The 25,325-nt window shown below is 36.7% G+C and carries 20 protein-coding genes, 1 tRNA gene and 4 pseudogenes; 10 read left to right on the forward strand and 15 right to left on the reverse strand.

The window, feature by feature from the left end; all coding sequences use genetic code 11:
• The first annotated feature begins 3 nt into the window (after positions 1–3).
• The gene (locus D0T85_RS00095; protein ID WP_163208997.1) at positions 4–927 is read left to right on the forward strand and encodes an amidohydrolase; all 924 of its coding nucleotides are present in this window, start codon (positions 4–6) and stop codon (positions 925–927) included.
• Positions 928–947: 20 nt separating this feature from the next.
• Here the strand turns inward: D0T85_RS00095 and D0T85_RS00100 are convergent, their stop codons facing one another.
• Positions 948–1,319, reverse strand: coding sequence for an MmcQ/YjbR family DNA-binding protein (locus D0T85_RS00100; protein ID WP_163208999.1), 372 nt, complete (start codon positions 1,317–1,319; stop codon positions 948–950).
• A gap of 185 nt (positions 1,320–1,504) precedes the next feature.
• Between D0T85_RS00100 and D0T85_RS00105 the strand changes: the two genes are divergently transcribed.
• From D0T85_RS00105 to D0T85_RS00120, 4 genes are read left to right on the forward strand one after another with little or no spacing between them, the layout of a single operon-like run.
• Positions 1,505–3,862, forward strand: coding sequence for a TonB-dependent receptor (locus tag D0T85_RS00105; protein WP_163209002.1), 2,358 nt, complete (start codon positions 1,505–1,507; stop codon positions 3,860–3,862).
• A 32-nt stretch (positions 3,863–3,894) separates the two neighbouring features.
• On the forward strand, positions 3,895–4,932 hold the full coding sequence (locus tag D0T85_RS00110; RefSeq protein WP_163209004.1) for a histidine kinase: 1,038 nt from the start codon (positions 3,895–3,897) through the stop codon (positions 4,930–4,932).
• Positions 4,929–5,990 carry a sensor histidine kinase gene (locus tag D0T85_RS00115; RefSeq protein WP_239060603.1) on the forward strand — a complete coding sequence of 354 codons (1,062 nt, stop codon included), beginning with the start codon at positions 4,929–4,931 and terminating at the stop codon, positions 5,988–5,990. The genes D0T85_RS00110 and D0T85_RS00115 overlap by 4 nt, the downstream gene beginning before the upstream one ends.
• On the forward strand, positions 5,987–6,694 hold the full coding sequence (locus D0T85_RS00120; protein WP_163209006.1) for a LytTR family DNA-binding domain-containing protein: 708 nt from the start codon (positions 5,987–5,989) through the stop codon (positions 6,692–6,694). The genes D0T85_RS00115 and D0T85_RS00120 overlap by 4 nt, the downstream gene beginning before the upstream one ends.
• A gap of 58 nt (positions 6,695–6,752) precedes the next feature.
• Here D0T85_RS00120 and D0T85_RS00125 read toward each other — a convergent pair whose 3' ends face one another.
• The 3 genes from D0T85_RS00125 to D0T85_RS00135 form a co-directional block, all read right to left on the reverse strand.
• A complete protein-coding gene (locus D0T85_RS00125; RefSeq protein ID WP_163209008.1) occupies positions 6,753–7,259 on the reverse strand; it encodes an imm68 putative immunity domain-containing protein in 507 nt (168 codons plus the stop codon).
• Positions 7,260–7,343: 84 nt separating this feature from the next.
• The gene (locus D0T85_RS00130) at positions 7,344–7,976 is read right to left on the reverse strand and encodes a hypothetical protein (RefSeq protein ID WP_163209010.1); all 633 of its coding nucleotides are present in this window, start codon (positions 7,974–7,976) and stop codon (positions 7,344–7,346) included.
• Positions 7,977–8,223: 247 nt separating this feature from the next.
• Positions 8,224–9,090, reverse strand: coding sequence for an AraC family transcriptional regulator (locus D0T85_RS00135; RefSeq protein ID WP_163209012.1), 867 nt, complete (start codon positions 9,088–9,090; stop codon positions 8,224–8,226).
• A 159-nt stretch (positions 9,091–9,249) separates the two neighbouring features.
• Here D0T85_RS00135 and D0T85_RS00140 point away from each other — a divergent pair, with 159 nt between their 5' ends.
• Both D0T85_RS00140 and D0T85_RS00145 read left to right on the forward strand, forming a co-directional pair.
• Positions 9,250–10,002 carry a sulfite exporter TauE/SafE family protein gene (locus D0T85_RS00140; protein WP_163209014.1) on the forward strand — a complete coding sequence of 251 codons (753 nt, stop codon included), beginning with the start codon at positions 9,250–9,252 and terminating at the stop codon, positions 10,000–10,002.
• Between the two features lie 233 nt (positions 10,003–10,235).
• Entirely contained in the window at positions 10,236–10,988 is a 753-nt protein-coding gene (locus tag D0T85_RS00145; protein WP_163209017.1) for an NAD(P)-dependent oxidoreductase, read from the forward strand.
• A 98-nt stretch (positions 10,989–11,086) separates the two neighbouring features.
• Here the strand turns inward: D0T85_RS00145 and D0T85_RS00150 are convergent, their stop codons facing one another.
• The 8 genes and pseudogenes from D0T85_RS00150 to D0T85_RS00185 form a co-directional block, all read right to left on the reverse strand.
• Positions 11,087–12,034, reverse strand: a complete 948-nt coding sequence (locus tag D0T85_RS00150; RefSeq protein ID WP_163209019.1) for a GyrI-like domain-containing protein — start codon at positions 12,032–12,034, stop codon at positions 11,087–11,089.
• A 48-nt stretch (positions 12,035–12,082) separates the two neighbouring features.
• Positions 12,083–12,292: pseudogene (locus tag D0T85_RS00155) on the reverse strand (YoaP domain-containing protein); the annotation flags it as partial.
• A gap of 101 nt (positions 12,293–12,393) precedes the next feature.
• Positions 12,394–12,703, reverse strand: a pseudogene (locus tag D0T85_RS00160) (multidrug efflux SMR transporter).
• 131 nt (positions 12,704–12,834) lie between these two features.
• A complete protein-coding gene (locus D0T85_RS00165; RefSeq protein ID WP_163209021.1) occupies positions 12,835–13,689 on the reverse strand; it encodes an aminoglycoside phosphotransferase family protein in 855 nt (284 codons plus the stop codon).
• Between the two features lie 12 nt (positions 13,690–13,701).
• Positions 13,702–14,070 carry a VOC family protein gene (locus D0T85_RS00170; RefSeq protein ID WP_163209023.1) on the reverse strand — a complete coding sequence of 123 codons (369 nt, stop codon included), beginning with the start codon at positions 14,068–14,070 and terminating at the stop codon, positions 13,702–13,704.
• Positions 14,071–14,090: 20 nt separating this feature from the next.
• Positions 14,091–14,492, reverse strand: coding sequence for a GNAT family N-acetyltransferase (locus D0T85_RS00175; RefSeq protein WP_370459894.1), 402 nt, complete (start codon positions 14,490–14,492; stop codon positions 14,091–14,093).
• 181 nt (positions 14,493–14,673) lie between these two features.
• Positions 14,674–15,126, reverse strand: coding sequence for a pyridoxamine 5'-phosphate oxidase family protein (locus D0T85_RS00180; RefSeq protein WP_239060604.1), 453 nt, complete (start codon positions 15,124–15,126; stop codon positions 14,674–14,676).
• A gap of 82 nt (positions 15,127–15,208) precedes the next feature.
• The gene (locus D0T85_RS00185; protein ID WP_163209027.1) at positions 15,209–16,291 is read right to left on the reverse strand and encodes an Imm5 family immunity protein; all 1,083 of its coding nucleotides are present in this window, start codon (positions 16,289–16,291) and stop codon (positions 15,209–15,211) included.
• Positions 16,292–16,898: 607 nt separating this feature from the next.
• Here D0T85_RS00185 and D0T85_RS00190 point away from each other — a divergent pair.
• Together D0T85_RS00190 and D0T85_RS00195 are read left to right on the forward strand one after the other, a co-directional pair.
• Positions 16,899–18,083, forward strand: a complete 1,185-nt coding sequence (locus D0T85_RS00190) for an ATP-binding protein (protein WP_163209029.1) — start codon at positions 16,899–16,901, stop codon at positions 18,081–18,083.
• Between the two features lie 55 nt (positions 18,084–18,138).
• Positions 18,139–22,419, forward strand: a complete 4,281-nt coding sequence (locus D0T85_RS00195) for an NACHT domain-containing NTPase (RefSeq protein WP_163209031.1) — start codon at positions 18,139–18,141, stop codon at positions 22,417–22,419.
• A gap of 169 nt (positions 22,420–22,588) precedes the next feature.
• On the opposite strand, the pseudogene D0T85_RS22650 reads toward D0T85_RS00195, so the two are convergent.
• From D0T85_RS22650 to D0T85_RS00205, 3 genes and pseudogenes are all read right to left on the reverse strand, one after another.
• Positions 22,589–22,773 (reverse strand): annotated as a pseudogene (locus D0T85_RS22650) (tyrosine-type recombinase/integrase); the annotation flags it as partial.
• 27 nt (positions 22,774–22,800) lie between these two features.
• A pseudogene (locus D0T85_RS23125) lies at positions 22,801–22,950 on the reverse strand (Arm DNA-binding domain-containing protein); the annotation flags it as partial.
• 272 nt (positions 22,951–23,222) lie between these two features.
• Positions 23,223–23,296 (reverse strand) — tRNA-Asp (locus D0T85_RS00205).
• Positions 23,297–24,470: 1,174 nt separating this feature from the next.
• On the opposite strand from D0T85_RS00205, the gene purU reads away from it, so the two are divergent.
• Positions 24,471–25,325, forward strand: coding sequence for a formyltetrahydrofolate deformylase (gene purU / locus D0T85_RS00210; protein ID WP_163209035.1), 855 nt, complete (start codon positions 24,471–24,473; stop codon positions 25,323–25,325).

Consider the following 25,325-nt stretch of genomic DNA (forward strand, 5'->3'; position numbering starts at 1 on the left):
ACAATGGAATACAAAATAGTAGATGCTCATGCACACCTCTGGCTGCATCAGGATACGGAAGTAAACGGTTTGAAGATTGAAACAATGGAAGATGGTAAATCTCTTTTCATGGGTGAAATACGCCAGATGCTTCCTCCATTTATGATTGACGGACGGAATACCGCAGAAATTTTTCTGTCGAACATGAACTACGCACTGGTATCGGCCGCAGTTATTACACAGGAATACATAGATGGTTTGCAGAACGATTATTTATATGAAGTGCAACAAAAATATCCCAACCGATTTCTTTGTTGTGGAATGGTAGATGCCCGGAAGAGTGGTTTTCTACCACACGCGGAAGCATTGATAAATCAGGGATTTGGTGCCATTAAGATACCAGCCGAAAGATTGATTTTGCCCGACAGAAGAGTATATCTTACTTCGGATGAGATGATGCAAATGTTCCGGCTGATGGAAAAGAACGATATCATACTTTCCATTGATCTGGCTGCCGGAAATCTGCAAGTGGGCGAAATGGCAGAAATTATTTCGGAGTATCCCACTCTGCGGATTGCTATAGGTCATTTTGGAATGGTTACCCGTGCTGGTTGGCAGGAACAAATAAAATTAGCACTCAACAAAAATGTGTTTATTGAGTCGGGTGGTATAACCTGGCTGTTTAATGATGAATTTTATCCGTTCAAAGGAGCGGTGTGGGCAATAAAAGAAGCTGCATCACTTGTGGGTATTGACAAACTTATGTGGGGTTCCGATTATCCACGCACAATAACAGCTATTACCTACCGCATGTCTTATGATTTTGTAATCAAATCCAATCTTATATCCGAGGAAGAAAAAGCAAAATTCCTCGGTTTGAATGCTACCGGATTCTATAGGTTTGATAATCTTGTTACATTACCTTATATAAAGAATATGTCTGAATAGGTACAACTTCTGTTTATTAATCAAGAGTTTTCTCCATAATATTCCAATTGCTTCTTTTTAGGAAGTTTCTTTATAACCTCTTCGACCGAGTGCTTAATTAATTCCTCAATTAGGCTATCCGGTACATCTTTTTGAATATATACAGAATTCCACATCAGGTTGTTGCCTGCATAATAACCTTTGGTAACACCAACATATTTTTCTCTTAATTGCACCGTTTTTTCAGGATCACATTTCAAAACTACAAAATGTTCATTGTCTTTTGGGTTCAGAGAAAAAAAGGCAAACATCTTATTCATGACTTTATAAACCAATACATCTTCGCCAAAAGGTGTACATTCTTCTGCATCCTTTACTGCAAGGCAATGATTGCGTAATTCTTCGATATTCATATATGTTTAATCAATAATCAATCACTTAAACAAAGGTAGTGTTTTTTAATTGAATAGAACTCCGCAATATATAAACCACGCGTTTTCGTCTACCAAATAGGCTCATCCGTCTCAAATAAAAAATCCCCCTTTCGGAACCTTGTATTTTCGCAGTAGGAATTAATAATCAATTAAAATACATTACGATGAAACAATTATCCATTTCTATGTTGCTAATCATTAGCATCTTGTTTTCAATAAGCGTATCAGCGCAAGATAATAGGCCTGTACAAACGATTCGTGGAACAGTAATCGACAATGCTTCGGGCAGTCCGCTTTCTTTCGTATCAGTTGGACTCTCTGATTTGCCAGGCATTGGTACAACCACCGATGATGAGGGAAAATTCGTTATCAAGAATATCCCTGTTGGTCGCCACGATTTATTAGCAACCTTTGTTGGTTATGAACCTGCCATTTTCCGTGAAATCATGCTAACATCAGCAAAAGAAGTATATATTGAAATCCAATTGAAAGAAAACATTCAACAGTTAGAGGAAGTGGAAGTCAAACCACGCATCAATAAAGAAGAGGCTTTGAATAAAATGGCCCTGTCGGGTGCACGGATGTTAAGTGTGGAAGAAGCCAGCCGTTTTGCCGGAGGGATGGACGACCCGGCTCGTTTGGTAAGTTCTTTCGCAGGAGTTTCGCCAAGCGTTGGTAACAATGGAATCTCAGTACATGGCAATGCTCCGAGTTTGCTCCAATGGCGGTTGGAAGATGTAGAGATACCTAACCCCAATCACTTTGCAGATGTAGCTTCTTTGGGCGGAGGAATACTGTCGTCGTTAAGTAGTAATGTACTAGGAAACTCCGACTTTTATACAAGCGCTTTCCCTGCCGAATATAATAACGCCGTTTCGGGAGTGTTCGATATGAAAATGAGAAATGGAAACAACCAAAAAATCCAACATACTTTGCAAGCTGGCGTATTAGGGCTTGATGTTGCATCAGAAGGACCTTTCAGTAGAAACAGTAACGCTTCGTATATCTTCAATTATCGCTACTCTACCACCGGACTGATGAATAAAATAAGCCCTGCCGGAGATTTAGAACAGGTGATGGACTATCAGGATTTGAACTTTAAACTGAACTTTCCGACAAAGAAAGCAGGCGTATTCTCGGTATGGGGAACGGCTTTGATTGACGAGATTAAGCCAGAAATAAAATCGCCTAAAGAATGGGAATACATGGATGATGGTAAGGATTCACGAATGAAACAGACTTCGGCTGCTGTTGGATTGAGTCACCGTTACTTCTTCGGCAATGATGCCATGCTAAAAACAACATTGGCAACTACCTATTCTAAGATGGATGCATGGGAAAATATGTTCGATACCGATATGAACTCTTCGCCCTGCCTCGATTTCAAAAGCCGATACACAAATTTAATATTGACTTCTTCTTTGAATAAGAAATACAGTGCAAAGCATACCAATAAAACAGGATTTACACTTACAAACATGCGGTATAATATGGACTTTGATTTGACTCCTTTGTATAATAATCCGATGGAACGTATTTCGGAAGGAAAGGGAAACACCAACCTCATTTCGGCTTATACAAGTTCGTTGTTCAATATTAACGACCGTCTTTCTGCTACTTTGGGTATGAATGGACAATTCCTTACGTTGAATAATAATTGGACTGTAGAACCCCGTGCGGCAATTAAATATCAGGTTTCGGAGAAAAGCTCTTTTGGCATGGCTTACGGACTACACAGCCGTATGGAAAAGATGGACGTATATTTTGTAAAAACAAAAACAACAGGTGATAAATTAGTTAATAAAGACCTCGACTTTACCAAGACACACCACATATCATTGTCCTACAATTACAAGATATCTGATAACATGAACTTGAAAGTAGAGCCTTATTACCAATACTTATACGATGTGCCTGTAATAACAGATAGTTCCTATTCGGTACTTAACCGCAGTACATTTTATGTGGAAGATGCGCTGGTAAACAAAGGCAAAGGTCGTAACTACGGTATCGATGTTACATTTGAAAAGTACATGACTAAAGGTTTGTACTACATGGTAACGGCATCAGTATTTAATTCTGAATATTGCGGAGGTGATGGAGTATGGCACAACACTAAATTCAACCGAAACTATGTGATAAACGGATTAATTGGCAAAGAATGGATGATGGGACGAAATAAGCAAAATGTATTAAGCATAAACCTAAAACTGACATTGCAAGGCGGCAACAGATATTCGCCAGTGGACGAAGCAGCTACATTAGCCCATCCTGATCTGAAAACACAATATAATGAAACAGAGGCTTATTCCAAGCAATTATCGGCTATGTTTCTAGCCAATTATACGGTTAGCTACCGTATGAATCGCAATAAAGTTTCGCATGAATTTGCAGTGAAAGGCATGAATGCTACGGGTTATAAGGAATATTTTGGACATGAGTACAATCTGAAAACCAATGTAATAGAACCGCGTCGGATAAAAAATGCTATCTTCAATGTTACATACAGACTTGATTTTTAATGTATCTTTGTACATCTCTTACAGAAGGAAAAATGAATAAGATAAAAGAAAATAGTTTTTTACCCCTTTTCCTGTTCGGTTCAAAATATCGGATTTGGCGACACTTGATCTTCATTCTTGTGGGGGCGATTATCACTTTCAATCAGGTATTTATTGCTTATCAGGATAGCCAATCTGTTTTGGACAACCGCATCTATCTTATTTGTTTTTCCTCTTTTGCTGCATATCTGATAACTATGTACTTCAACTACTTTTATCTGACACCCAAGTTTCTTTTAAAAGGTAACTATACCGTTTATGCAATAGCCTTGTGTATCATTGTGTTTTTATTGCCAACACTCTCCATTGCCGAAGAATATTGGGTTCGTAATATGTTGGGCTTAACACATCGGATTACTTCATACACCAATCCGTTAATTTTAGTCGATAATTTATCAGCATCTGTTATTACAGCCGTTTGTTTTTGTAGCGTTTCTGTAATTATGCTGTTTCGTAAGTGGATGACAGGAAATCAGGAAGTTGCCCGTTTAGAAGAAGAACGTATCAAATCAGAACTAAACAAATTGAAAGGACAAATTGCTCCTGCATTTTTATCCAAAACACTTCGGAACGCTTCTTCTTCCGCAGAATTGAATCCACAAAAAACCTCTGGTATGTTGATGCAACTGGGGCAATTATTGAGGTACCAACTGTATGATGCTGGTAGAGACAGGATATTACTGAAATCGGAAATAAACTTCCTGACCCAATTTATCGAGTTGGAAGAAAAGAGTAATCCCAGTGTTCAATATTGTATCCACACAGAAGGAGATATAAACAATACATTTGTTGCACCAATGCTTTTTATATCTCTTGTTCAATGTGTAATTGCTGATAGTAGTATGTTAAATTTGTTTTTCATACTCGAAGAGCAGATACTCACTTTTGTTTGCAAAACAGATGCTGAAGAGCTTTTGGATAGTGATGCTTTTTCGTTAGTCGGGCAGCGGTTGGAACTACAATATCCTGATAAATATACGTTGGCAGTAAGCCCAAGAATGATAGAACTTAAAATAGATATAATAGAATGATGGATTTGAAAATACATAAGGACGGCATACCCTCATTCTTAATTGATGATAAATACCATATTTACAGACATATTGTATTACAGGTTATTATGGTAGCCATCTCTGTCAGTATCTTTTTCGATGCACCCGACAAACTGAACATTTCGCCCAACCGTTTTTATGGTTGGATCAGCTATTTTTTGTTTCTCAATATGTTGGTATATGTCAACGCTTATGTGCTGTTTCCCTGTTTCCTGGCAAAGAACAAAGTGTTTGCTTATGCAATATCAGTAGTGTTGTTTACTATTTTTGCATTATTTATCATGGTTATCTTACAAGAACTCTTTTACGATATAGCAGTAACTCATCAGCAACCCTCCGGTGTGGCAATCTTCTTAAGTATTGCATCCTCCATGTGTACCATACTTCTTTTTCTGGGAGGAATATCGACACTTCTCTTATTTAAACAATGGATAATAAACAACCAGAATATCAATAAACTTCAAATTGCAACATCCCAATCGGAACTTAACTTTCTAAAGAGTCAAATCAATCCGCATTTTTTGTTCAATATGATTAATAATGCCAATATTATGGTAGATGAGGATTCTAAGATGGCTTCGCATATATTGGATAAATTGGATAACATGTTGCAATATCAATTCAATGACAGTACACAGGATAAAGTTTTGTTGAAGGCTGATATTGCTTTTCTTTCCGACTTCCTTGATTTGGAGAAGGTCCGTCGTGACCATTTTGAATATACTGTTGTGGTAGAGGGTAATATTGAAGAGGTTGAGGTGCCGCCGTTGCTCTTTATCCCATTTGTGGAAAATGCGGTAAAACACAATCTCGACACAAACAAGTCGTATGTACATCTTAAAGTCCGTTTGGAAGACAGTCGTTTATTTTTTGAATGTACAAACTCAAAACCAGCAAAACCTGTTAAACGAGATGTAGGAGGATTGGGATTGGTAAATATCAAACGCCGCTTGGATTTATTATTTGAAAACAGGTATGTGTTGGATGTGCTGGAAACAAAAACAACCTACACAGTAAATTTATATTTGAACTTATGAAATGCATTATAGTAGACGATGAGCCTATTGCACGTAAAGGCGTAAAAAAATTAGTTGATCAGATTTCGCAGTTGGAATTATTGGATAGCTTCAATAGTGCAGAAGCTGCTTCCGAATATATACAAACAACAGATGTTGATTTGATATTTCTGGACATTCAAATGCCGGGTATCAATGGTATTGAGTTTGCCCGAAGCATACCCAAACACACATTGATTATTTTCACAACAGCCTATTCGGAATACGCACTCGACAGCTACGAGGTCGATGCTATCGATTATCTGGTAAAACCTATCGACCCAGCCAAATTTCGTAAAGCAGTAGATAAGGCTATTACTTACCATTCTTTATTGCTGGAAGAAGACAAGAAAAATGTAGAAAATGTAGAAGATGAATGCATCTTTGTTAAGTCCGACAGGCGTTTCTTTAAAGTAAACCTGAAAGATATTCTTTTCATCGAAGGGTTGAAAGATTATGTAATCATACAAATGGAAGAGCAACGCCTCATTACCCGAATGAATGTGAAAAATATACACGATCTACTTCCTAAGAATATATTTTTGCGAATAAACAGGTCGTATATAGTAAATAGAAATCACATAGATTCTTTCGATAACAACGATGTTTTTATTAAGAAACACGAAATAGCCATAGGGAATTCGTATCGCGATGCTTTCTTTGGTGAATTGATGAAGAACAGATAACTTATAATGGATGCCACGTAGCGAAGTTGTGGCAGTCGTACAACGATTTTTCTGAGGCTTATTGTTTAAGACATTGTATTTCCTCATACACATTGTTGCAATCAGCAGCCAGTTCTATGAGTTCGTCCGAACTCATCATTTCGGCCAGATTGTAATGGGTAGGGTTAGTGGTGAAGGCTTTGAGTTCGTTGAGCAGCAGATCAAGATCTTCTTTGTCAGCATGGATGGTGAAGGCGGGATAGTCTTTCCGTTCGTATTTGTAGAGGTCTTTCAGCGTTATTCTTCCTTTTCGGAAGGTTTCCAACAGGATGGCGGAAAGATCGATTACCACGTCGATAGCAATGTCAAAATCGCTTGTCAACTCTCTGCCATCAGGCATGACGGTGGTGTAGAACAGGTCTGCTCCGTTGTGTATCTGATCCTGTCCCAGCTTGTCGAAGAGGTGGAGGTCAGTGAGAATGGTTTTGAGGTTGTAATCGGTCGCGCTTTTTTCCTTGAAATAATCAAAGAGTGTCAGGGTATCGTCGCTACACCATTCGTCAAATAGGATTTTTTTGTTATTCATTATATTTGGCTTTTAAGACAGTTTATACTCGTTAACTATGTTCGTTCAATATTAAATTCCGTTTGATTTCTTTTTCCCATGCGTTTACATAGGAGTTCCTATTCCGGACAGCATATTATTCATTTCTTCAAAATGCTCTTTGCTTCCTGATGCATAAGCTATACAATCCGATGCGGGCATATAGGTAATCACGGTATCGGGACGATTTCCATAAAATTCAATACCCCCGATCCATTGTTGAAATGATATGTCGCGCTTTTGAAAGTTATGCCTGATAAACTGTATATCACCTGGTGTTACTTCCCGAAAACATTCGGGTGTGTATTCTAAGGCAAAGGTGGCTTGAAGACAGGCCATGGCATAAAGAAACTGGGATAACGTAGGTGATTCTATTTCCCAGTTAATTTTATTTCCACTCATATAAACGGGCGGGTCGGGGTTTGATAAATCATTTTTGTTTATTGCCCAAAAACAACAGCCCTGATTTTCTATATAAAAGATCAAATAATCAGGATTTGTAACATTCAGAATATTGTCGGGTGTTAATAAACTATCCTGTGCCTGATTAAAAGAGTATTTACCCAGTTTAGCATAGTAATCGGCTAATAGCTGTGGGATTTCCCCAAAAAGATTTTTAATTATCTCAATTTCTGCTTTTTCATATCCATTGGGCTGGTTAATTGTGTACAGTTGAGTGATATGGATAAACTGTTCCATGTTGTATTTTTATCTATAGTTACACGATTCTCAATTTTCTGCAAATGTATAAAGAATTCCCGATTCTCTTTGATTCTTAGTATCTTTATCCGCGGTTTTCCTTGAAATAATCGAAGAGTGTTAGGGTATCGTCGCTACACCAATTTCTTCTATATCGTATTCAAAATCGTTGCCGTTTTTGTCTTCCTGGCGTTCAAAAAGTTCTGAGAAGTACGAATTATGAATTGGTTGTTTGAAAATATTCGTATTAAGCGTTAATCTGTTCTCTGTACTCCTTTGGATTTCTATTGGTTATTGTATAAAATTGTTTGATGAAATAAGGAATATTATTATAGCCTGATTCATAAGCTACCTGAGATACAGTTAGATTGGAGTAAGAGAGCAATTTACAAGCATGTTCAATCCGAATTTCTGCAAGGCACTGAAATATACTTTTGTCCGTTTTCTGTTTAAAAGAACGACAAAGTGCCGACGGATTCTGATTTACATAGTTGGCAACTTCTTTTAATGTAATCTTATCTTTAAAATGATTAAACAGATAGGCATAAACCTTGTTGATAGGTTCGTTTAGCTCATTAACGATATTAGAACTATTATAAGCCGTATCAGAAAGTAATTTTGTTCTTTTACATTGTGAAAGCTTCTCTAGGATACGGAATAAATGGATTAACCGTGCGGTAAATTCTAAACCATTTATTTCTTGAATCATTTGTTTTATCTCAAAATAAAGCTCCTTGTCGTAGAACCGTATTCCATACTGGCTCTTATATAGCAACTCATAGATATCCCGGTAATCAGGAAGTTTTTCCATGTTCAAGGGGAAAATTTCAGGCAGAAACTGTAAAGTATCTCCTCCACTTATTTCAGTTTCTGGTGAATTTTTTAGTTTGGTATTGCATAAATGAAGATGAGGCACATTACTACCTATTAGAGCTAAATCACTTTCTCTATAATCGGCAACGCCTTCTCCTACAAACTGTTTTCCACTACCTTGGTTAAAAACCATTATTTCATACTCAGGATGTTTATGACGAGGTAATACAAACTGCGGATATGGAACATGGCTACACAAGGTAGTCATATTATGGATAATTTTTCGTTCTAAAATGGCCATAGTTTTATTTTTATTCACTGCAAATATAGAAAAGTATACTGCAAATAAAATAGAATTTAATCAGAAATAGTTCCTTTAAATTTGCCAAATAATAATTTGATAATTCAGGATGCTAGTTTAATAGCTGAGATTGTATTTAAATACTCAAATAACAGGAAAATGGATTTTTCGATGTGGATGCTCTCACTTTTTGATTGGTTGATGTTTTTCATAGCAGCATTGCTTATTGGTATGTCCAAAACGGGCATACAGGGTATTAGTTTACTGTCTATACCTTTAATGGTTATGGTTTTTGGAGCAAAACCTTCCACCGGAATTATACTACCAATCCTATGCTTTGCCGATTTGATAGCTGTATTTTATTACAGAAGAATAGCCAAATGGAAATATATACTCAAATTATTACCATCGGCTTTTATTGGTTTTGGTATAGCCTTATTAGTTGATAAGATAATTCCACCCGAAGGGTTTAAACAATTGATGGGTATTTGCTTACTAATAGTCTTTTTGTTTATGCTTTGGTCTGAATCGAAAGGAAAGGAGAATAACATATCTACTCACTGGTGGTATGCACCATTGTTTGGAATATTGGGAGGCTTCACAACGATGATAGGCAATGCTGCCGGTCCGGTTTTAGCTATATATCTTTTATCCATGAAACTTCCTAAATACAGTTTCGTAGGAACTAATGCATGGTTTTTCCTTGTTATAAATTATCTAAAAATCCCAGTTCAGGTTATAGCATGGAACAATATAAACACAACCTCTTTGATATTAGATGCCTTTGCCATTCCTTTTGTTATTGTAGGAGGAATATTAGGAATTCAATTGGTCAGGAGGCTTCCAGAAAAAGGATTTAAATATTTTACGATAATTATGACTTTTATATCGGTTTTATTATTGATAATATAAACTCAAAAATCAGAAAAATATGGAATACAGAAAATGCACCCAAAAACTATCCATATTGGCACCAAGATGAAAAGCCGTGGTTGAAATCACAAATATTTATTTAACAAATTAATAATAATGAAAATTGTTTTATGAAAAGTGTCTTTAAAATCTCATTGCTTGCTGGGTTATTGATTTTGTTACCCAGCATCACATTTAGTCAAACAAGTACAAATTCTAACAATAGAAAGAAAATGAAAATAATGGTAACAGGACACAAGGGGTTCATTGGTGGTCACTTTGTGAAAACATTTGCAGACAGGTATGAGATAGTAGGTTATGATCTTAAAGATGGAGATGATATTTTGGATTATGACAAACTAAAAGAACGTATGAAAGGGTGTGAAGTTGTAGTGCATGAAGCAGCTATACCGGCACCTGTTCCTGGCAAAACTTATGAAGATTATATCCAAACCAATGTAATGGGAACTTTCAACATTTTGAAGGCAGCACACGAAAATGGTGTCAAACGAGTAGTATACGCTAGTTCGACTACTGTGTACGGTATTGAGGGTGGTATTCCTTTCTCATATCCTATCGTTGAAGGACAGATGTTTGTATCACAATACCTGAAAGCTGATGATTTGAGTTGTCGTGATATTGATCTATCCTATCATACCAGCAAAGTAATGGCAGAACAGATGGTAGCATGGTATGGGTTGAATAAAAAAATTCAAACTATAGCCTTACGTTATGGGCCAACTGAGCATGTAAACCTCGGATCGCATGTGAGTATCCTGAATGTGTTACAGGCAACTCGTTTGGCCGTTGATAGCCCTAAAGAATTCTGGTATGAGGCTTTTAGTATTGTAGATGAAGATGTCGATTATATTGATATATCCAAAGCAAGGGAAATGTTGGGCTACAAACCTGAACCAGCTACTTATCCAAAGGACAAAGTGGTAGCAACTTTTGAAGATAGATTGAAATTGGATAAACACGAATAGGAATTGGTTTAAAAAAAAGTCCTGTATTCAATTGAATATCAGGACCTTTTTTTGTGCCGTACATGATTATTAACCTGTGTAAGTCCACTACGGGTAGCTTACAACAGCTTCACCGGGATGCAGATATCTACAATATGCTTCTGCTCGGGATGTGTAGTGTAGTCGTTATGATAGAGTTCGTAGGTACAGCCGTCACCTTGCTGATAGCCGCTTTCCACAAACCAGTTGCACATGGAGTTCCATGCTTTCTCAAAGTCGGCAAAGCCCAGTTCAAAGTGTCCGACTGCATATTTCCCGCCGGGAATGGTGAGTTTGCCGATTTCGCCATCTACTTTCACGTCTTCTTCGATGATGATACAGGCGCTTTGGCGTACTTTCTCCAGTTCGGTTACAGAAGGATCATCATGGGTGATAGATGCCGACTTCGATACATTGGGTGTATACAATCCACGAGGGTATGCCCATTTGAATAGTTTCTCGTAGGCCTGACCAATTTGATTGAATGCTCCGATGTGGCGCACATACACTGCCTTCATTTCAGGCATTTCCTTTACTTCAATGTTTGCTTTCATAAAATAAAATTGATTTGATTCGACGATACAAAGGTCGGCGTTATCGCCTGCATCGCTTTTCAAATTCTTGCGGAGCATTTGTCCATTCTTGCTAAACAGCTTCCCATTTTGCGAATAGACGGGTTTATCGGCTTTGCTAAACTGACTGGGAGTCATACCGAAGTGCTTTTTGAAAGTTCTACTGAATAAAGAAACGCTTCCAAAGCCACAACCGTAGGCGATCTCAGTAATGGTTTCAGGAGCCTTTTCACGGAGTTTCCATGCGGCTTTCTCTACCCGCAGGCGTTGAATGTAGTCGATAGGCGTTTCGCCAATCAGGAAAGAGAAAATACGATGAAAGTGAAATGGAGAGAAGTTGGCAATATCGGCGATGGTTTTCAACTCCAATGACTGGTCGAGGTGCTGGTCGATATAATCCATTACCCTATTGATGCGTGCACGGTATTCTATGCGGCTATTTTCTTGTATATTCATAGTCTGCAAAGGTAATCGGAAGGAAAGAGATGGAGTGTCCTATTCTTGCTACTTTTTGAGTATTCTCTTTAAGTTCTCAACACTCAATAGATTTACCGTCTCGAATCGTTCTTTATAAAACATGGCCCAGTTATTGAAAACGCAGGGCAATTCTTTTGCTTTTTGCAGTGTATCCACTTGAATTAAGGAAATAGGAATATGGTGTGCGTCGCAATACTGTTTTAAAGTTTCAATGGTTTGATAGACAAACGGACACTGGAAGACAGAGCCTTATTTTGATTTGATGAGAATAGCGTTCCACGTATTAACCAATTTATCGTCATAAAGTGCGCCTTGTGCATTTGACGCAAAAATACGAATTAAAAGAACTTCAACCCAATTATACCAATGATAATCAACGATGCAGAAAACAGTCGCATCAGTCCCATGGAATCATTGAAAAAGAGAATACCTATTGTAATCGTGCCAATAGCTCCGATACCTGTCCATACGGCATACGCTGTACCAATCGGGATACTTCGCTGAGCAAGATACAGAAAGTAACCGCTCATAGCCATAGAGAGTACGGACATCGCAATAAACAAGAACTTGTGTAGATGAAGCTAATTTGAAACCGAGAGGCCAGCCTATTTCGAAAAGCCCTCCTAATACAAGGAATAACCATGCCATAATTTAATGATTTAGGATGGTCGTCCATCTGTTATTAGTTTATAGCCGCTCGTCCGGCATTGCAAAGGTAATATTTTTTTTGTATAAAACAATCCTAAATCTACTGTTCCAACATATCACTTTATTTATTGTCATAATATTTTTGACTTTACTCGATTCTGGAAATTATTTATGCCAACTGAATCTTTCTGCTCAATGCAGTAAAGCATATTGAGCACATCTATCATCTTAGAGGTTGCCTCTGCCGCTTCTTTGCTTATTATTTCCCCGCCGCCATATGCCTTAATCATCGCCTCTCTTAATACGTGGTCATCCATCCCTCTAAAATCCTGCGACCTGTCATATAACCTCGCATCGCCAAAATCAATAACACCTACGCGATTTTCATCGTTTATCAAAGTGTTATTGTAATCTAAGTCGCCATGACAGAAAACAAGATCGCCCGTCTCTATCATACACTTTGGCATCTCGCAGGTAAAAAAGTCATCTATCTTTTTTAGTTCCGGTTCAGAGAAAAAGTCTTTTAGCAAATCCCTGTCTCTTCGATACCAATTCTGGTATTCTTCAGCTTGCTCTTCGAGTGTTTGTTCCTTTATATCACCGTAGTTTTTAATACTGTGAAGTTGCTTTAAGAAGTCGCCTAATTGCGTACCTATTTCGATTTTTTGATGTTCGTTCAATCCATCTATAACTATTCCGAGCGGCTTACCCTCCACACCATAAAAGCCAAAGTATGAGTTATCCTCCGCCACCCAATTCAAAACAGGAACGCTTAAACTAAAATGTTGCTCTTTTATTAATTTGAGTGTGGCGATTTCTTGTTTACATTCCTCCTGGAATTCGACATTACGTGGAAATTTGAACACAATTCTTCCACCGTCAATGATATAGACCCGGCTGGTCCAGCCTGTTTCATTGACTTCAATTCTATTCTCGTCAACGTTCGCTAATCGCTTTACTATTTTTAGTTCGTTCTCTATACTCATACAAACATCATACTATTGCTGAGCCGTTGATAAACAAAACGGATGCCCTGCCGGGTCGAGCATTACGGTAGAAGTGTTATAATATTGAACTTCTGCCTTTTTTGCGCCACACAGCAAAGCGTATTCTACGGCTTTCTGCAAATCATCTACCTTGAAGTCGATATGTGCCATCTGCTGTTGAGCATTTTCTTTCCATGGCCATACAGGGGGAATATAATTCTCTACAGTCTGAAAAACAAGTAGTATTCCTTGTGGAGTGCGTAAAGCAGCAAATTCATCACCGGAGATTTCCTTCTCCCAACCCGATAATTTTACGTAAAAATCGGCAAGTTCGTTTGCATTCGGGCAGTCAAACGCTATGCCTATAATAGATGAAATCATATTGTTTGTTTATATAAGAATTAAAGTTTCTTTATCATTTCATACTGCTTGCCTTTGGGTTCGATGCCGTGAACAGAAAGAAAAGCCTTTACCGAATCGCAGCCTATATCTGTATTCACGACTTTAAGCGTTGGAAATGTGTTATCATTTACCATTTCCTGCAAAAGCATCGAACCAATCCCTTTACGGCGGAAACCGGGATGCACGGCAAGTTGCGTTACATCACCCGAACCGGGTTCAAATATACTGTAGGCGATGAGATTCCCATCCGAGAACACTCCTTTGCAGATGAAATCCTCTTTCGTCCGTTCTATCGATTCGAAACTGTTTTGCCAGGAGGGGTGAAAATTCCAGAAAGTGGGTATTATATCTTTGTATTCGTCGATATGGATGGGTTGTATGATATAAGAGTGCCGGATCATAACCGCGCCTGCGGATCATCGTACGGAATTCTTCCTTGTCTATTTGAACATCATATTGAGCGAATGCTTGTGAAAAAGCTTCGAACAACTGGTCAAAATTGGTTTTTGAGAAGGATTTGATTTTCATATAGGTTGTGCCATAGTTCTATTATTTTAGATTTTCGTCTTGTTGAACAATCAGTTATTCATATTTTTTGCCGGTTGCTTCTACAATCTCGATTTCGATAACGCTTGTTGCTTTTAGCATATTATCGGGAAATGGTATTTCTGCCAGATGGGGAGTGTACTTACTTACAATAGCTTTCAGTGCGTTAGTTTTCTCATCGCCTTCTACCAATTTGGCATTTCCTACTATAATTACACTTTTGTAGGCGGTATTCACATCACAAGGTTTCTCGTCTAATATCAATCCTAACATCTCTTCCGTTTCAAAACAAACCTTCGGATTATTGTTGATATTACCAATTTTCTGCCCCTTTGATAAACCGTGAATGTAAATACGATTGTTTTCATAAACGAAATGAACCGGTGTTACATACGGATATCCGTCGGAGTTCTGGGTAGCCAGTCTACCCACCTTCTGCTCTTTTAAAATCTCTTCTATCTCAGAAAAAGAGATTTGATATTTTTTCATTCTTCCTTGCATATTCTGCGTAATATCTGTTTTCTATACTCTTTGAATTGCCAACAAATTTAGTAAATATCCGGTAAACAGTTTATTTTATATATTTTCCTTTTTTTCCTAATATATCCTGCCACCATAATGGCGTAAATTCTTTACTTCGGGGATAGCTGGAAAATTCTTCTATAAAGTTTTCGGGGGCTTTTAATCTTTCTTCTGGTAGCTTGTTTCTGTCATCGTAATTAAAATTGACTTTATACTCCATGTCAGGATAAACTTCTATTGTACACATAATCCATGCTCCTTCTTTCTGGGCTTGAATATACATTTCATCTTTTACTTCACCCATCAAATCGAAAGAGCCTAAATTTCCTCTTATTTTATCATCTTTTGCACCTATTGTAAAAAACGTTCTTACCTGTATCCCGATATCCATGCAGCGTGCTTCTATAATGATCTTATCCCATTTTTCATTATGATCTTTGCGAAAAGAATCAAGTGTATTATTTATAACGGTATCTATCTTTTTAAGAATAGATTCTGTTTGATAAGTTTGTGCTCTTTCAAGAATTGTTTTTTCTGTTGATAAAGAAGGAATACTTATACTTAACAATTGTGTATCATGTGACTGATTTATTTTGAGTATCATATCAAGATACCACAACCAAAAATCCCGCCGCTTACTTATATCTCCTTCGCTCTGAAAAGGGTTTCCTCCTGAATATGCCATTGATGCATAGAAATCCGGATTCCAGACATCCCATTCATAGGAATTATCATCTTGTCTTTTGTATTCATCAATATTAATGATTGGCGAGGCATCATATAATATCGAATTAGATAATGAGATACATCCCAATCCCACTAAGCCTGCCGTATGATCAACTTCTTCAAAAAAGTTTTTATATTGTTCGGATAACTGTGCAAATTCATTTTTATTTCCTTTACTTTTATATAAATAATCTTCCGCTTTTTTTAAAATTGAAAAGACTGAATTATCTGATGGAAATTGCTGTAGCCATATTTCCTGAACATATTTTATACATTCAAAGAATATTCTATTAATGGTTTGTATGTTTCCAATATCCTGCATTAAACTTACTCTGTAGGATAATGGAAGATGCCCTTTGGTATCTTCCATTATGACTGTTCTTAATTTTAGTATTCTATTTTCCATTTTCTTATATATAAATTAAATCAATACCAAAATCGGATGGGTCTGCATCACCAATATCCAATGGCTTTTTTCCTTGTCTGAATATCTAGGGTTCCAAACAGGCATTTTGCTTCCGAATCTTCTACACCCAGTTTGCTTCGTCAAGCAGATAGCGCTCGGTATGCCGGGTGCTGAGCTGGCTTGCTGCTGTAGGATCGTCGCTGAGCGTGCGCACAAAGTTACGAATTATCTTCGTCAAAATGTTCACGGTCTATTTTTCCTTCTGATTGTACCTCGTATTGCTGCCGGTCATTTACAATCAGGACATCCTGCCAATTTCGGTCAAACTGTACCCCCTTCGTTTCGATTTACTGTACCTCTTGCATTTTTTCGGAAAGGGGGTACAGTTTAGGTTAGCTGCTTTGTCTTTTTATGTCTTTTTTTTGTCTTTCGACCAAGACACTATAAACAAAAAAGTCCTTCATATTCACTGAATATCTACAAGATATAGAATTGTCCGCCTTGTAGTCCACCTGATGTGACTTTTTAATAATTTTTCAACGAACGCTTGCGCACTTCAATTGCATTGAGTAATTTTGCTAATCATATTGAGTAAAATCAGAAACATATGTTTGAACGTCCTTATTTGAACTCGGTTAAAGCAAGAATTGAAGAACCAAGAAAGTTCATTCAAGTTGTTCTTGGACCTCGTCAAGTGGGTAAAACCACTATGGTTACCCAACTTGTTGAACAGTTATCAATTCTTAATCTATTTGAATCAGCAGACGCCATTTCAGCTACAAATTCTGCTTGGATCACACAAGTTTGGGAATCAGCACGGTTGCGAATGAAAGCATCTAACGCATCAGAATTTCTGCTTGTAATTGATGAGGTTCAGAAAATAGACAATTGGAGTGAAGTTGTGAAGCGACAATGGGATAGGGATACTCGTGAGAAAGTCAATATTAAAGTGATTCTACTTGGGTCTTCTCGCTTGCTAATTCAGAAAGGATTAACCGAATCCTTAGCTGGGCGGTTTGAAACACTCTATCTTGGGCATTGGTCTTTTCCTGAAATGCAAGAGGCATTTGGGTGGAGCATCGAACAGTATGTTTACTTTGGTGGATATCCGGGATCGGCAACATTGATTAACGATGAAGGGCGTTGGAAGAACTACATAAAGGATTCACTTATAGAGACGAGTATTTCCAAAGATATTTTGATGCTGACACGTGTTGATAAGCCTGCTTTGTTAAAACGATTATTTGAGTTAGGCTGTCTTTATTCAGGTCAGATACTCTCATATACGAAGATATTGGGCCAGCTTCAGGATGCCGGAAATACAACCACTCTCGCCAATTACCTGAAACTATTATCCGATTGTGGATTATTAGGCGGGTTAGATAAGTATGCCGGAGATATAATCCGTAAACGTGGTTCAAGTCCAAAGTTTCAGGTATATAATAATGCTTTGATTACAGCCCAAAGTGATGAAATTTACGAGAAAGCAATTATCAATCCCGAATTATGGGGGCGGCTTGTAGAATCTTCAGTCGGTACACATCTGATTAATCACGCTATTTCCGAAAGATATAATCTCTACTACTGGCGAGATGGTAATTACGAAGTTGATTTTGTCTTAGAAAAAGGCGATAAGGTAATGGGGCTTGAAGTGAAAAGTGGGATGAAAGCTGAAAATGCAGGGATGGGAATTTTTGCAGAGAGATTTCATCCTGAAAAAGTGTTGCTTGTCGGAACGGGCGGTATTTCTTATGATGAGTTTTTGAAGATTAATCCGAGAGAGTTATTTTGATAAATATGCAATAGTATTACTGATTGCAAACAAAAATTAACACATAGTCACTAAAATGGATTTTACTCCCAATAAATCAATAACTCCTAGCGTAATCTTAGAGAAGTCATCGATATCTCATGTCGAACGACTATTTTTAGGTTCCGAGGCAAACCCGTATTTGTCTGATAATGATAAAACGCCTAATTATGACGGTATTATAGAGTTGCTTGATGGGCAGATTATTTGCGGTAAGATTACAGTTCAAGTTAAATCATATCCCCCAAAGTATGCTGGATTAAATAAATTTGACATCCCAACGTCTTTATTGGGGTATGCACAAAGAGTCCCTACTGAAGTCGTTGTGTTATTGGTTGTTGATCATCTGAATAAAATTGTATTTTGGAAGCATATTTCAAATGAGTTTATAAACCAAAATAAATCAAAAGCGACTCAATTTACGATTACTTACAATTTCACAAAAGAAGAGATTTTATCTGAAATCAATAAAGATGAGACGATTAAACAATGGAAAGCGATATACAACACAACCGCAGAAAGTATCGTAAATAAAACAGAGAAGATAAATGCGATTATTGACTCATATGCTTGTGCCTTTGAATGTGTGAATACGCACTTTTACAGCATTCCAGATTCATATATCGAGAGACAAGAACTCAGCCAAATATATCAATGGATATATGATGCTAAAGGAAACATAAAAGAGTCGGATAATATTTGTATCCTAACCGGGGAGGCTGGCGTTGGTAAAAGTGTGATCATTAAACAATTAGCCAATAAATTAAGAACTGACAACTTGCCTTTATTAGCAATTAAGGCAGATATAAGCAACATAACTTCTAACAAAATCATTGAAACAATAAATGAGGTAGTCAATTATATATCGTCTGATAAAAATGTAAGAGCAGTCTTATTGATAGATCAGATAGATGCACTATCTCAGTCGTTATCTAATGATCGAGCACAAATAAATGCTTATTATAGCATTCTCAGCAAATTCTCATCACTAACCTATTCAAACTTAAGGATTATAGTTTCTTGTAGGAAATTTGATTTGAACTACGATCCTATTTTAAGCAATCTGAAGACAAATAAGAATATTGAGCTAGGAGAACTAAGTATTAAAGAAGTTGAATCTACGTTGAGATTATTAGTCGGCAATGAATCCGTTTCTAACATTAACGACAAGACAAAGGAACTTCTTCAAACAGCACAATATTTGGATGCGTATTGTAGGATATATCGAGACAACAATACAATTCTGAATTTCTCATCACATCACAAGCTCTATGAAGAGTTGTGGAAAGTAAAAATTCTGCATCCTCGGTCTGAAAAAATATTACCCGATATTTTAGAGCAAAAAATGTCAAAAATTGCAGATAAAATATATAATGACCAAACGTTGTCAGTTAAGTGGATCTCTTCAGGGAAAGACGTTAACTACATAAATTATTTAGCGACAGAAGGTATTATCACATGTGAGAATAATACTATTAGGTTTTTTCATCAAAGTTTTTATGATTACGTATTTGCCCGGAAATTTTTATCTGATAAAGAGTCATTGTATTCTTTCATCACAAGCAACCATCAAGGGCTTTTCATCCGATCTTCGATAAAACAATTGTTAGAGTTTCTTAAAGGCTATGATCCAGATAGGCATTTCAAACAAATTAGTTTGTTGCTAAGCGATACTCAAATAAGATACCATATTAAACTATTAGTTTTACAGCATCTTGGCACTCAGGCCCCAGAGAAAAGAAGCATAGATATTATACTCAGAATCAAACAAGAAGATACTGAGTTATTCAACGATTTTATCAAACTTAGCGTAGCTGTCGAGTGGTTCGATGCCTTAATTGATGAACTAGAGAACGATATTGTTTTGATTGACAAGATTGATCGATATTCAGTATTAGCTAATTTTCTGTCTTCGTTTTCAGGGCTTCGAGAAGATAAAGTATTTGCTTTAATTGACAAGATTAAGAATGAAGAAGTTAGAGCACAAGTGGCTTCAAAAGCAATATGGTTTGTTCAGAATCACAGCAGTCCAGCTGTGTTAAAGTGGTATTATCAATTATACAAAGGCAAGAATGACTTTGAAAAATTAATGTTTTTAGAACGAGCCATTACTGATAATCCGCAATTTGTATTTGAAGAGATCTCGCCCATTCTTGATGAAGTCGCTAAATGCTGGTGTAAAGATGAGGAACTGCCTGTTGACGAACATCGTTTTTTCGACGAAATAATCGAATCATTATCTGAAAAACATCCTCGAGATTTATATCCAATATTAAAAAACATAATCGTCACCCTAATTAGAGACACCTCCCATTCGTTATTTAATGATTACTTAAAAGGGAATACTACTTTTGAAGGCTATTTCTATCGAAGCGAATCGCGATTAAAAATAATCACTTATCTTTTAAATATTCTCAAAAACGAATTACTCAATAATTCCGATTTTGTCGTCAAAGAGGTTGATTATTACTTATCTACCGACAGTAGTACTCTTTATGCCATGGCTTTAGAGATAATGCTAAAGGAACCGAAGTTATTTATTAGCACGACTTACAAACTATTAGATAATCATAAGCTCGTATGCTATCTGCTTAATAACGATAGAGAAGGCTATTATTTTAAGGAGTTATTAAAACATAGTTTTCAATATTTCAATATGGAACAACAAAATCGAATAAAGCAATATGCTTTGTCATTTAGTTGCAAGAATGAAATGGTCGCAAATCCAGAAAGACGCTGGCAGCGACAATTGTATCCTCATATAGGAATACGGCAAAGAGCATTTATCTACTCATTACCAAAGGAATCATTAACCATTGCTTTAAAACGGAGAAAAAACGAACTAGACAGAAGATTTCCATGGAAATATAAGAATGAAAAATCATCAGATCACGTGACGATGGCACATGTATGTGGTGGATTAGTTTCTGATGAAAAATACAAAAAACTTTCGTTATACAATTGGGAAACATCATTTGTTAAGTTAGCAGGCAGTCGCAGGTTCGATCTTCACTTTGACCCACATGTGCACGAACGCAAATTCAGAGAATGTGTAAAAGATGATCCGGGGAAATTTTATCCTTTTGTCTTTAGAATATTCGATGATGGTAGAATTAAAGCCTATTATAAGTTAGCTGGGATACGAGGATTATTAGACGCTCGGTATAATGTAGACGATTTATATCCCCTATTAAAACGAGTATATGATTCGAATCCCGATAATGAAACTTTATATGATATCGTAGAGACAGTTCAGTTATTTATTAAATGTGGCTCATTGTACTCAGACGAAGTATCTGAAATACTCATTTCCATAATCAAAAAAGAATATGCTTCTTCATATAATATAGAAAAAGAGAGTAAACCATCAGAATCCGATGATAGGATATCTGGGTTACTGACCACAGGTATAAATCTTCTTCAAGGACGAGCAATAGAAGCATTTATCGAAAATGCAGCGTTTGCTGACCGAAGAGAAAAAGCATATAAAGCTCTTATTGGACTAGTTGAATCGTTAGGAGTCGAGTTGAAGCTAACAGTTCTTTATCGTATATATCATGTAGACGTATACGATGAGAAACTATTTGAAGAGTTACTTCCATTATGTCTTCAAAGTGAGGTTTCTGAGTTTGTTTATGTGGCAAGTAATATAATCAATGGATATTTGTCATGTAAACCGGATGTCGTTATGCCATATCTAAAAAGTGTGGAAAATATCACGCGTGCCCAGAGAGGATTGGGAATATTGTACTTCTTAGGTTGTTGTTATGGAAATATAAAATGTGAAGATGTGCTTTATTCCAAAATAAATCAAGCACAAGATGCTGGGTTCTTAAAAGGAGCTTTGAAAGCAGCCTTTACGAATTTCTCCCACCCTCTTTGTCGTGAGCATTCACTATCAGTAATCAATCAACTGGCAAAGTCTAATGATGAATCTGTTGTTAAATCGTTTGCATATAAGTTCTCAAAACTTACATGCGAAGACTTTCCTGTGATAAAGTATGCCCTAAAATCACATATTAGTAGTCGGTATGTATGTCGAGTAAAAGGAATTATAGATTATTTAGAGTTATGCGCAGCAAGCTATCCTGAAGAATGCTTTGAATATTTAGACATCATCATGAAAAAGGAAACGGATGCAGAAAACAGTATACACCATAAAGATTGCCTGGAATTGTTATTTGCAATATATAAATATCTAAAGGAAACTACTGCCATTCAAGAGAAAATAATCGACACTTTTGATTTTGCATTGAAGAAAACATACGGACATTATGGCGTCAATGAAATATTAGAGAATGTTGATTATAATAGATAGAATGCGTAATTACGAACATAGCAATTAATACAGGATTTTGTGAGTTGAATTGTGACTGATCATTGTAATTTACAAGATATACAATAATTGAGCTGGTAAATTTTTGTTCCAAGGTCGAAAGTTTCGACCTTGGAACAAATAGACAACAAGATTTAGCAAATTCTACTGATTAGAAATTCATTGCTTTTATCACATTTTCCATATCTCGCTTGATAGAGCAATCAAGAACCTTTGCATAGCGCTGGGTCATCTTAGTGCTTTTATGACCAAAGAATTTTAGCGACATTTTCCATCGAAACCTTATTGGCTAAAAATACTACAGTCGCTGCTGTGCCTAGCTAGGTGGAATGACAAATTTTTATCAACTCCTTTTCCTGCTTTGGGGTTCCAATCTGCGGGGTCAACCTCGCATTTTACACTAAACTGGGCAATTTCCCCGTTTAAGGTTATTCTTGCCATTATGGGAGCTTTCCCATTGCTCTTAATCGCATTCTTTTTAATGTAGAAAAGAATTTTAAATGTACTACGCATAATTACTCAATTATTAAGATTACAAAATTACTTTCTTGTGATCTCATATGAGGAATTTCTGCTACGCCAAATTGCGACAAATCAACGCCTTATCGCGACATTCGTTACCTTTTTGGATTTTTAGAAAATAGGTAATGATTTGGTAACGGAACTCTGTCCGACTTTGGCTTTTTAATGACTTTAGTGTGTCCTAAAGGGATATAAAAAAGCCTGTAAAATAGCATTTTACAGGCTTTTTGTCTTCGTAATTGACTGATTGTCAGTCTTTTAAGCGGTATGGACGGGACTCGAACCCGCGACCCCCTGCGTGACAGGCAGGTATTCTAACCAGCTGAACTACCACACCAATTTACTTTTTCAAGTAGCAATCTCTCTCGATTGCGGATGCAAAGGTAAGCATTAATTTTAAATCTGCAATAGTTGGAGAAACTTTTTTTGCTCAAAAGCTATATTTTTTTCTTTTCCTATTAGTTAATAGCCAATTAACCAGCATTATTCATGCTTCATAAATTAAGTTCAAATCAGAGAGGGCAAAATCGCAAATCAGTTATACCTCAGAAAATGTTTTTTCGCCATTTTGCTATCACTGCTATCACTAGCAGTGATAACATTCTGATAAACAGTTGATTAATTTAGTGATAGATACAGTGATAGTAAAATATATCTACCACTGCTATCACTAAGGTGTTTTCTGTTAATTGCTAAATATCAGCGAATTATAAAAATTTGACTCATAATTATCCTCTACACAGAAATTAAAAATCAAAATTTACCAGCATGCAAGATGCGCATGAAACAACTAGTTTCATTCTGATTTTGTACAGTGAAACAAGTAGTTTCCTATATAGAAAACCAACTGTTTTCTACGTAGAAAACAAGTAGTTTCATACATAGGAAACTGTTGGTTTCCTACCGTGAATGTTAGTTTCCTACCGTGAAACTGTTGGCCTTCTACCGAGATGTCGTTGGCTTTCTTTATAGAAGTGTGAAATTAGTTGGTTTCTCACTTTACCTCCTCTACCTCACTTTACCTCCTCTACCTCACTTTTAAGCTTATATGTATATTTTTATCCATCCACAAATCATTACTATTTTTCATGCAGCAAAACGCGATTTCAAAATGCAGCATTTCACACTTTCAAAATGCAGCATTTTGAATGAACGAAATGCAGCATTTCATCAATGCGAAATGCAGCATTTTGAAAATACGCAATAAAAACGGCTCTGTAGCGCGTATAACGGTGGTGAAGTAAGGCAACTTTCCATTTTTGTTGTTTTTTTGAGCCGTAAAATAGCTAAACAAGAAGAGGACGGTTGGAAAGTTTTTTCAAATTGTACGGTTGAATAGGGCCCACTAAAACTTAAGTACCATAGTCAAAGGCAGGGAAAACGCTTGAATATCTTTCTATCTGTAACTTTTATCTCTTTCAATTAAAACTTCTTGCTCATATTATTTATAATTTGGCAATAATTCGTTAATTTTGCGCGCTTAAGTGAAACAAATAATTCGTAAATGCCTTATGACAACAGCCAAACTGTTATTACATTGCCCCGATAAACCGGGAATATTGGCAGAAGTAACAGACTTTATCACCGTTAACAAAGGAAACATCATATATTTAGATCAATATGTAGACCATGTAGAAAACATGTTCTTTATGCGAATAGAATGGGAATTAGTGAACTTTTTGGTTCCCAAAGAAAAAATAGAAGACTATTTTGCAACGCTATATGCACAGAAGTACGGAATGAATTTCAGACTGTACTTCTCGGATGTAAAGCCCAGAATGGCGATATTTGTATCGAAGATGTCACATTGTATATACGATATCCTTGCCCGCTACACAGCAGGAGAGTGGAATGTGGAAATTCCTCTGATTATAAGTAATCACCCGGATTTGCAACATGTTGCCGAAAGATTTGGTATTCCTTTCCATCTATTCCCTATCACCAAAGAAAATAAAGAAGAGCAGGAAAAAAAAGAAATGGAACTGCTCAAAGAACACAGGATAAGTTTTATTGTACTGGCACGATACATGCAAATCATCTCCGAAAACATGATTAAAGCATATCCTGATAAGATTATCAATATACATCATTCTTTTTTGCCCGCTTTTGTTGGGGCAAAACCTTATCATGCAGCTTTTGAACGGGGAGTGAAAATTATAGGGGCAACCAGCCACTATGTAACAACCGAATTAGATGCAGGGCCGATTATAGAACAGGATGTTGTTCGCATCAGCCACAGAGACTCGATCTCTGATCTTGTAAATAAAGGTAAAGACCTTGAGAAAATTGTATTGTCAAGAGCGGTACAAAAGCACATTGAACGGAAAGTTTTGGCTTATAAAAACAAAACAGTGATATTTAGTTAG

This window comes from Bacteroides sp. 519, from assembly GCF_010500955.1.
Classification (GTDB): domain Bacteria; phylum Bacteroidota; class Bacteroidia; order Bacteroidales; family Bacteroidaceae; genus Bacteroides.

Excerpts from the sequence above, each read along its gene's own strand:
- D0T85_RS00190 (WP_163209029.1), top strand. The coding sequence starts at position 16,899 with ATGTTTGAACGTCCTTATTTGAACTCGGTTAAAGCAAGAATTGAAGAA.
- D0T85_RS00095 (WP_163208997.1), top strand. The coding sequence starts at position 4 with ATGGAATACAAAATAGTAGATGCTCATGCACACCTCTGGCTGCATCAG.
- D0T85_RS00175 (WP_370459894.1), bottom strand. The coding sequence starts at position 14,492 with ATGATCCGGCACTCTTATATCATACAACCCATCCATATCGACGAATAC.
- D0T85_RS00185 (WP_163209027.1), bottom strand. The coding sequence starts at position 16,291 with ATGGAAAATAGAATACTAAAATTAAGAACAGTCATAATGGAAGATACC.
- D0T85_RS00125 (WP_163209008.1), bottom strand. The coding sequence starts at position 7,259 with ATGAATAACAAAAAAATCCTATTTGACGAATGGTGTAGCGACGATACC.
- purU (WP_163209035.1), top strand. The coding sequence starts at position 24,471 with ATGACAACAGCCAAACTGTTATTACATTGCCCCGATAAACCGGGAATA.
- D0T85_RS00130 (WP_163209010.1), bottom strand. The coding sequence starts at position 7,976 with ATGGAACAGTTTATCCATATCACTCAACTGTACACAATTAACCAGCCC.
- D0T85_RS00195 (WP_163209031.1), top strand. The coding sequence starts at position 18,139 with ATGGATTTTACTCCCAATAAATCAATAACTCCTAGCGTAATCTTAGAG.
- D0T85_RS00150 (WP_163209019.1), bottom strand. The coding sequence starts at position 12,034 with ATGAATATACAAGAAAATAGCCGCATAGAATACCGTGCACGCATCAAT.
- D0T85_RS00165 (WP_163209021.1), bottom strand. The coding sequence starts at position 13,689 with ATGAGTATAGAGAACGAACTAAAAATAGTAAAGCGATTAGCGAACGTT.
- D0T85_RS00110 (WP_163209004.1), top strand. The coding sequence starts at position 3,895 with ATGAATAAGATAAAAGAAAATAGTTTTTTACCCCTTTTCCTGTTCGGT.
- D0T85_RS00120 (WP_163209006.1), top strand. The coding sequence starts at position 5,987 with ATGAAATGCATTATAGTAGACGATGAGCCTATTGCACGTAAAGGCGTA.
- D0T85_RS00115 (WP_239060603.1), top strand. The coding sequence starts at position 4,929 with ATGATGGATTTGAAAATACATAAGGACGGCATACCCTCATTCTTAATT.
- D0T85_RS00180 (WP_239060604.1), bottom strand. The coding sequence starts at position 15,126 with ATGAAAAAATATCAAATCTCTTTTTCTGAGATAGAAGAGATTTTAAAA.
- D0T85_RS00170 (WP_163209023.1), bottom strand. The coding sequence starts at position 14,070 with ATGATTTCATCTATTATAGGCATAGCGTTTGACTGCCCGAATGCAAAC.
- D0T85_RS00140 (WP_163209014.1), top strand. The coding sequence starts at position 9,250 with ATGGATTTTTCGATGTGGATGCTCTCACTTTTTGATTGGTTGATGTTT.
- D0T85_RS00135 (WP_163209012.1), bottom strand. The coding sequence starts at position 9,090 with ATGGCCATTTTAGAACGAAAAATTATCCATAATATGACTACCTTGTGT.
- D0T85_RS00145 (WP_163209017.1), top strand. The coding sequence starts at position 10,236 with ATGAAAATAATGGTAACAGGACACAAGGGGTTCATTGGTGGTCACTTT.
- D0T85_RS00105 (WP_163209002.1), top strand. The coding sequence starts at position 1,505 with ATGAAACAATTATCCATTTCTATGTTGCTAATCATTAGCATCTTGTTT.
- D0T85_RS00100 (WP_163208999.1), bottom strand. The coding sequence starts at position 1,319 with ATGAATATCGAAGAATTACGCAATCATTGCCTTGCAGTAAAGGATGCA.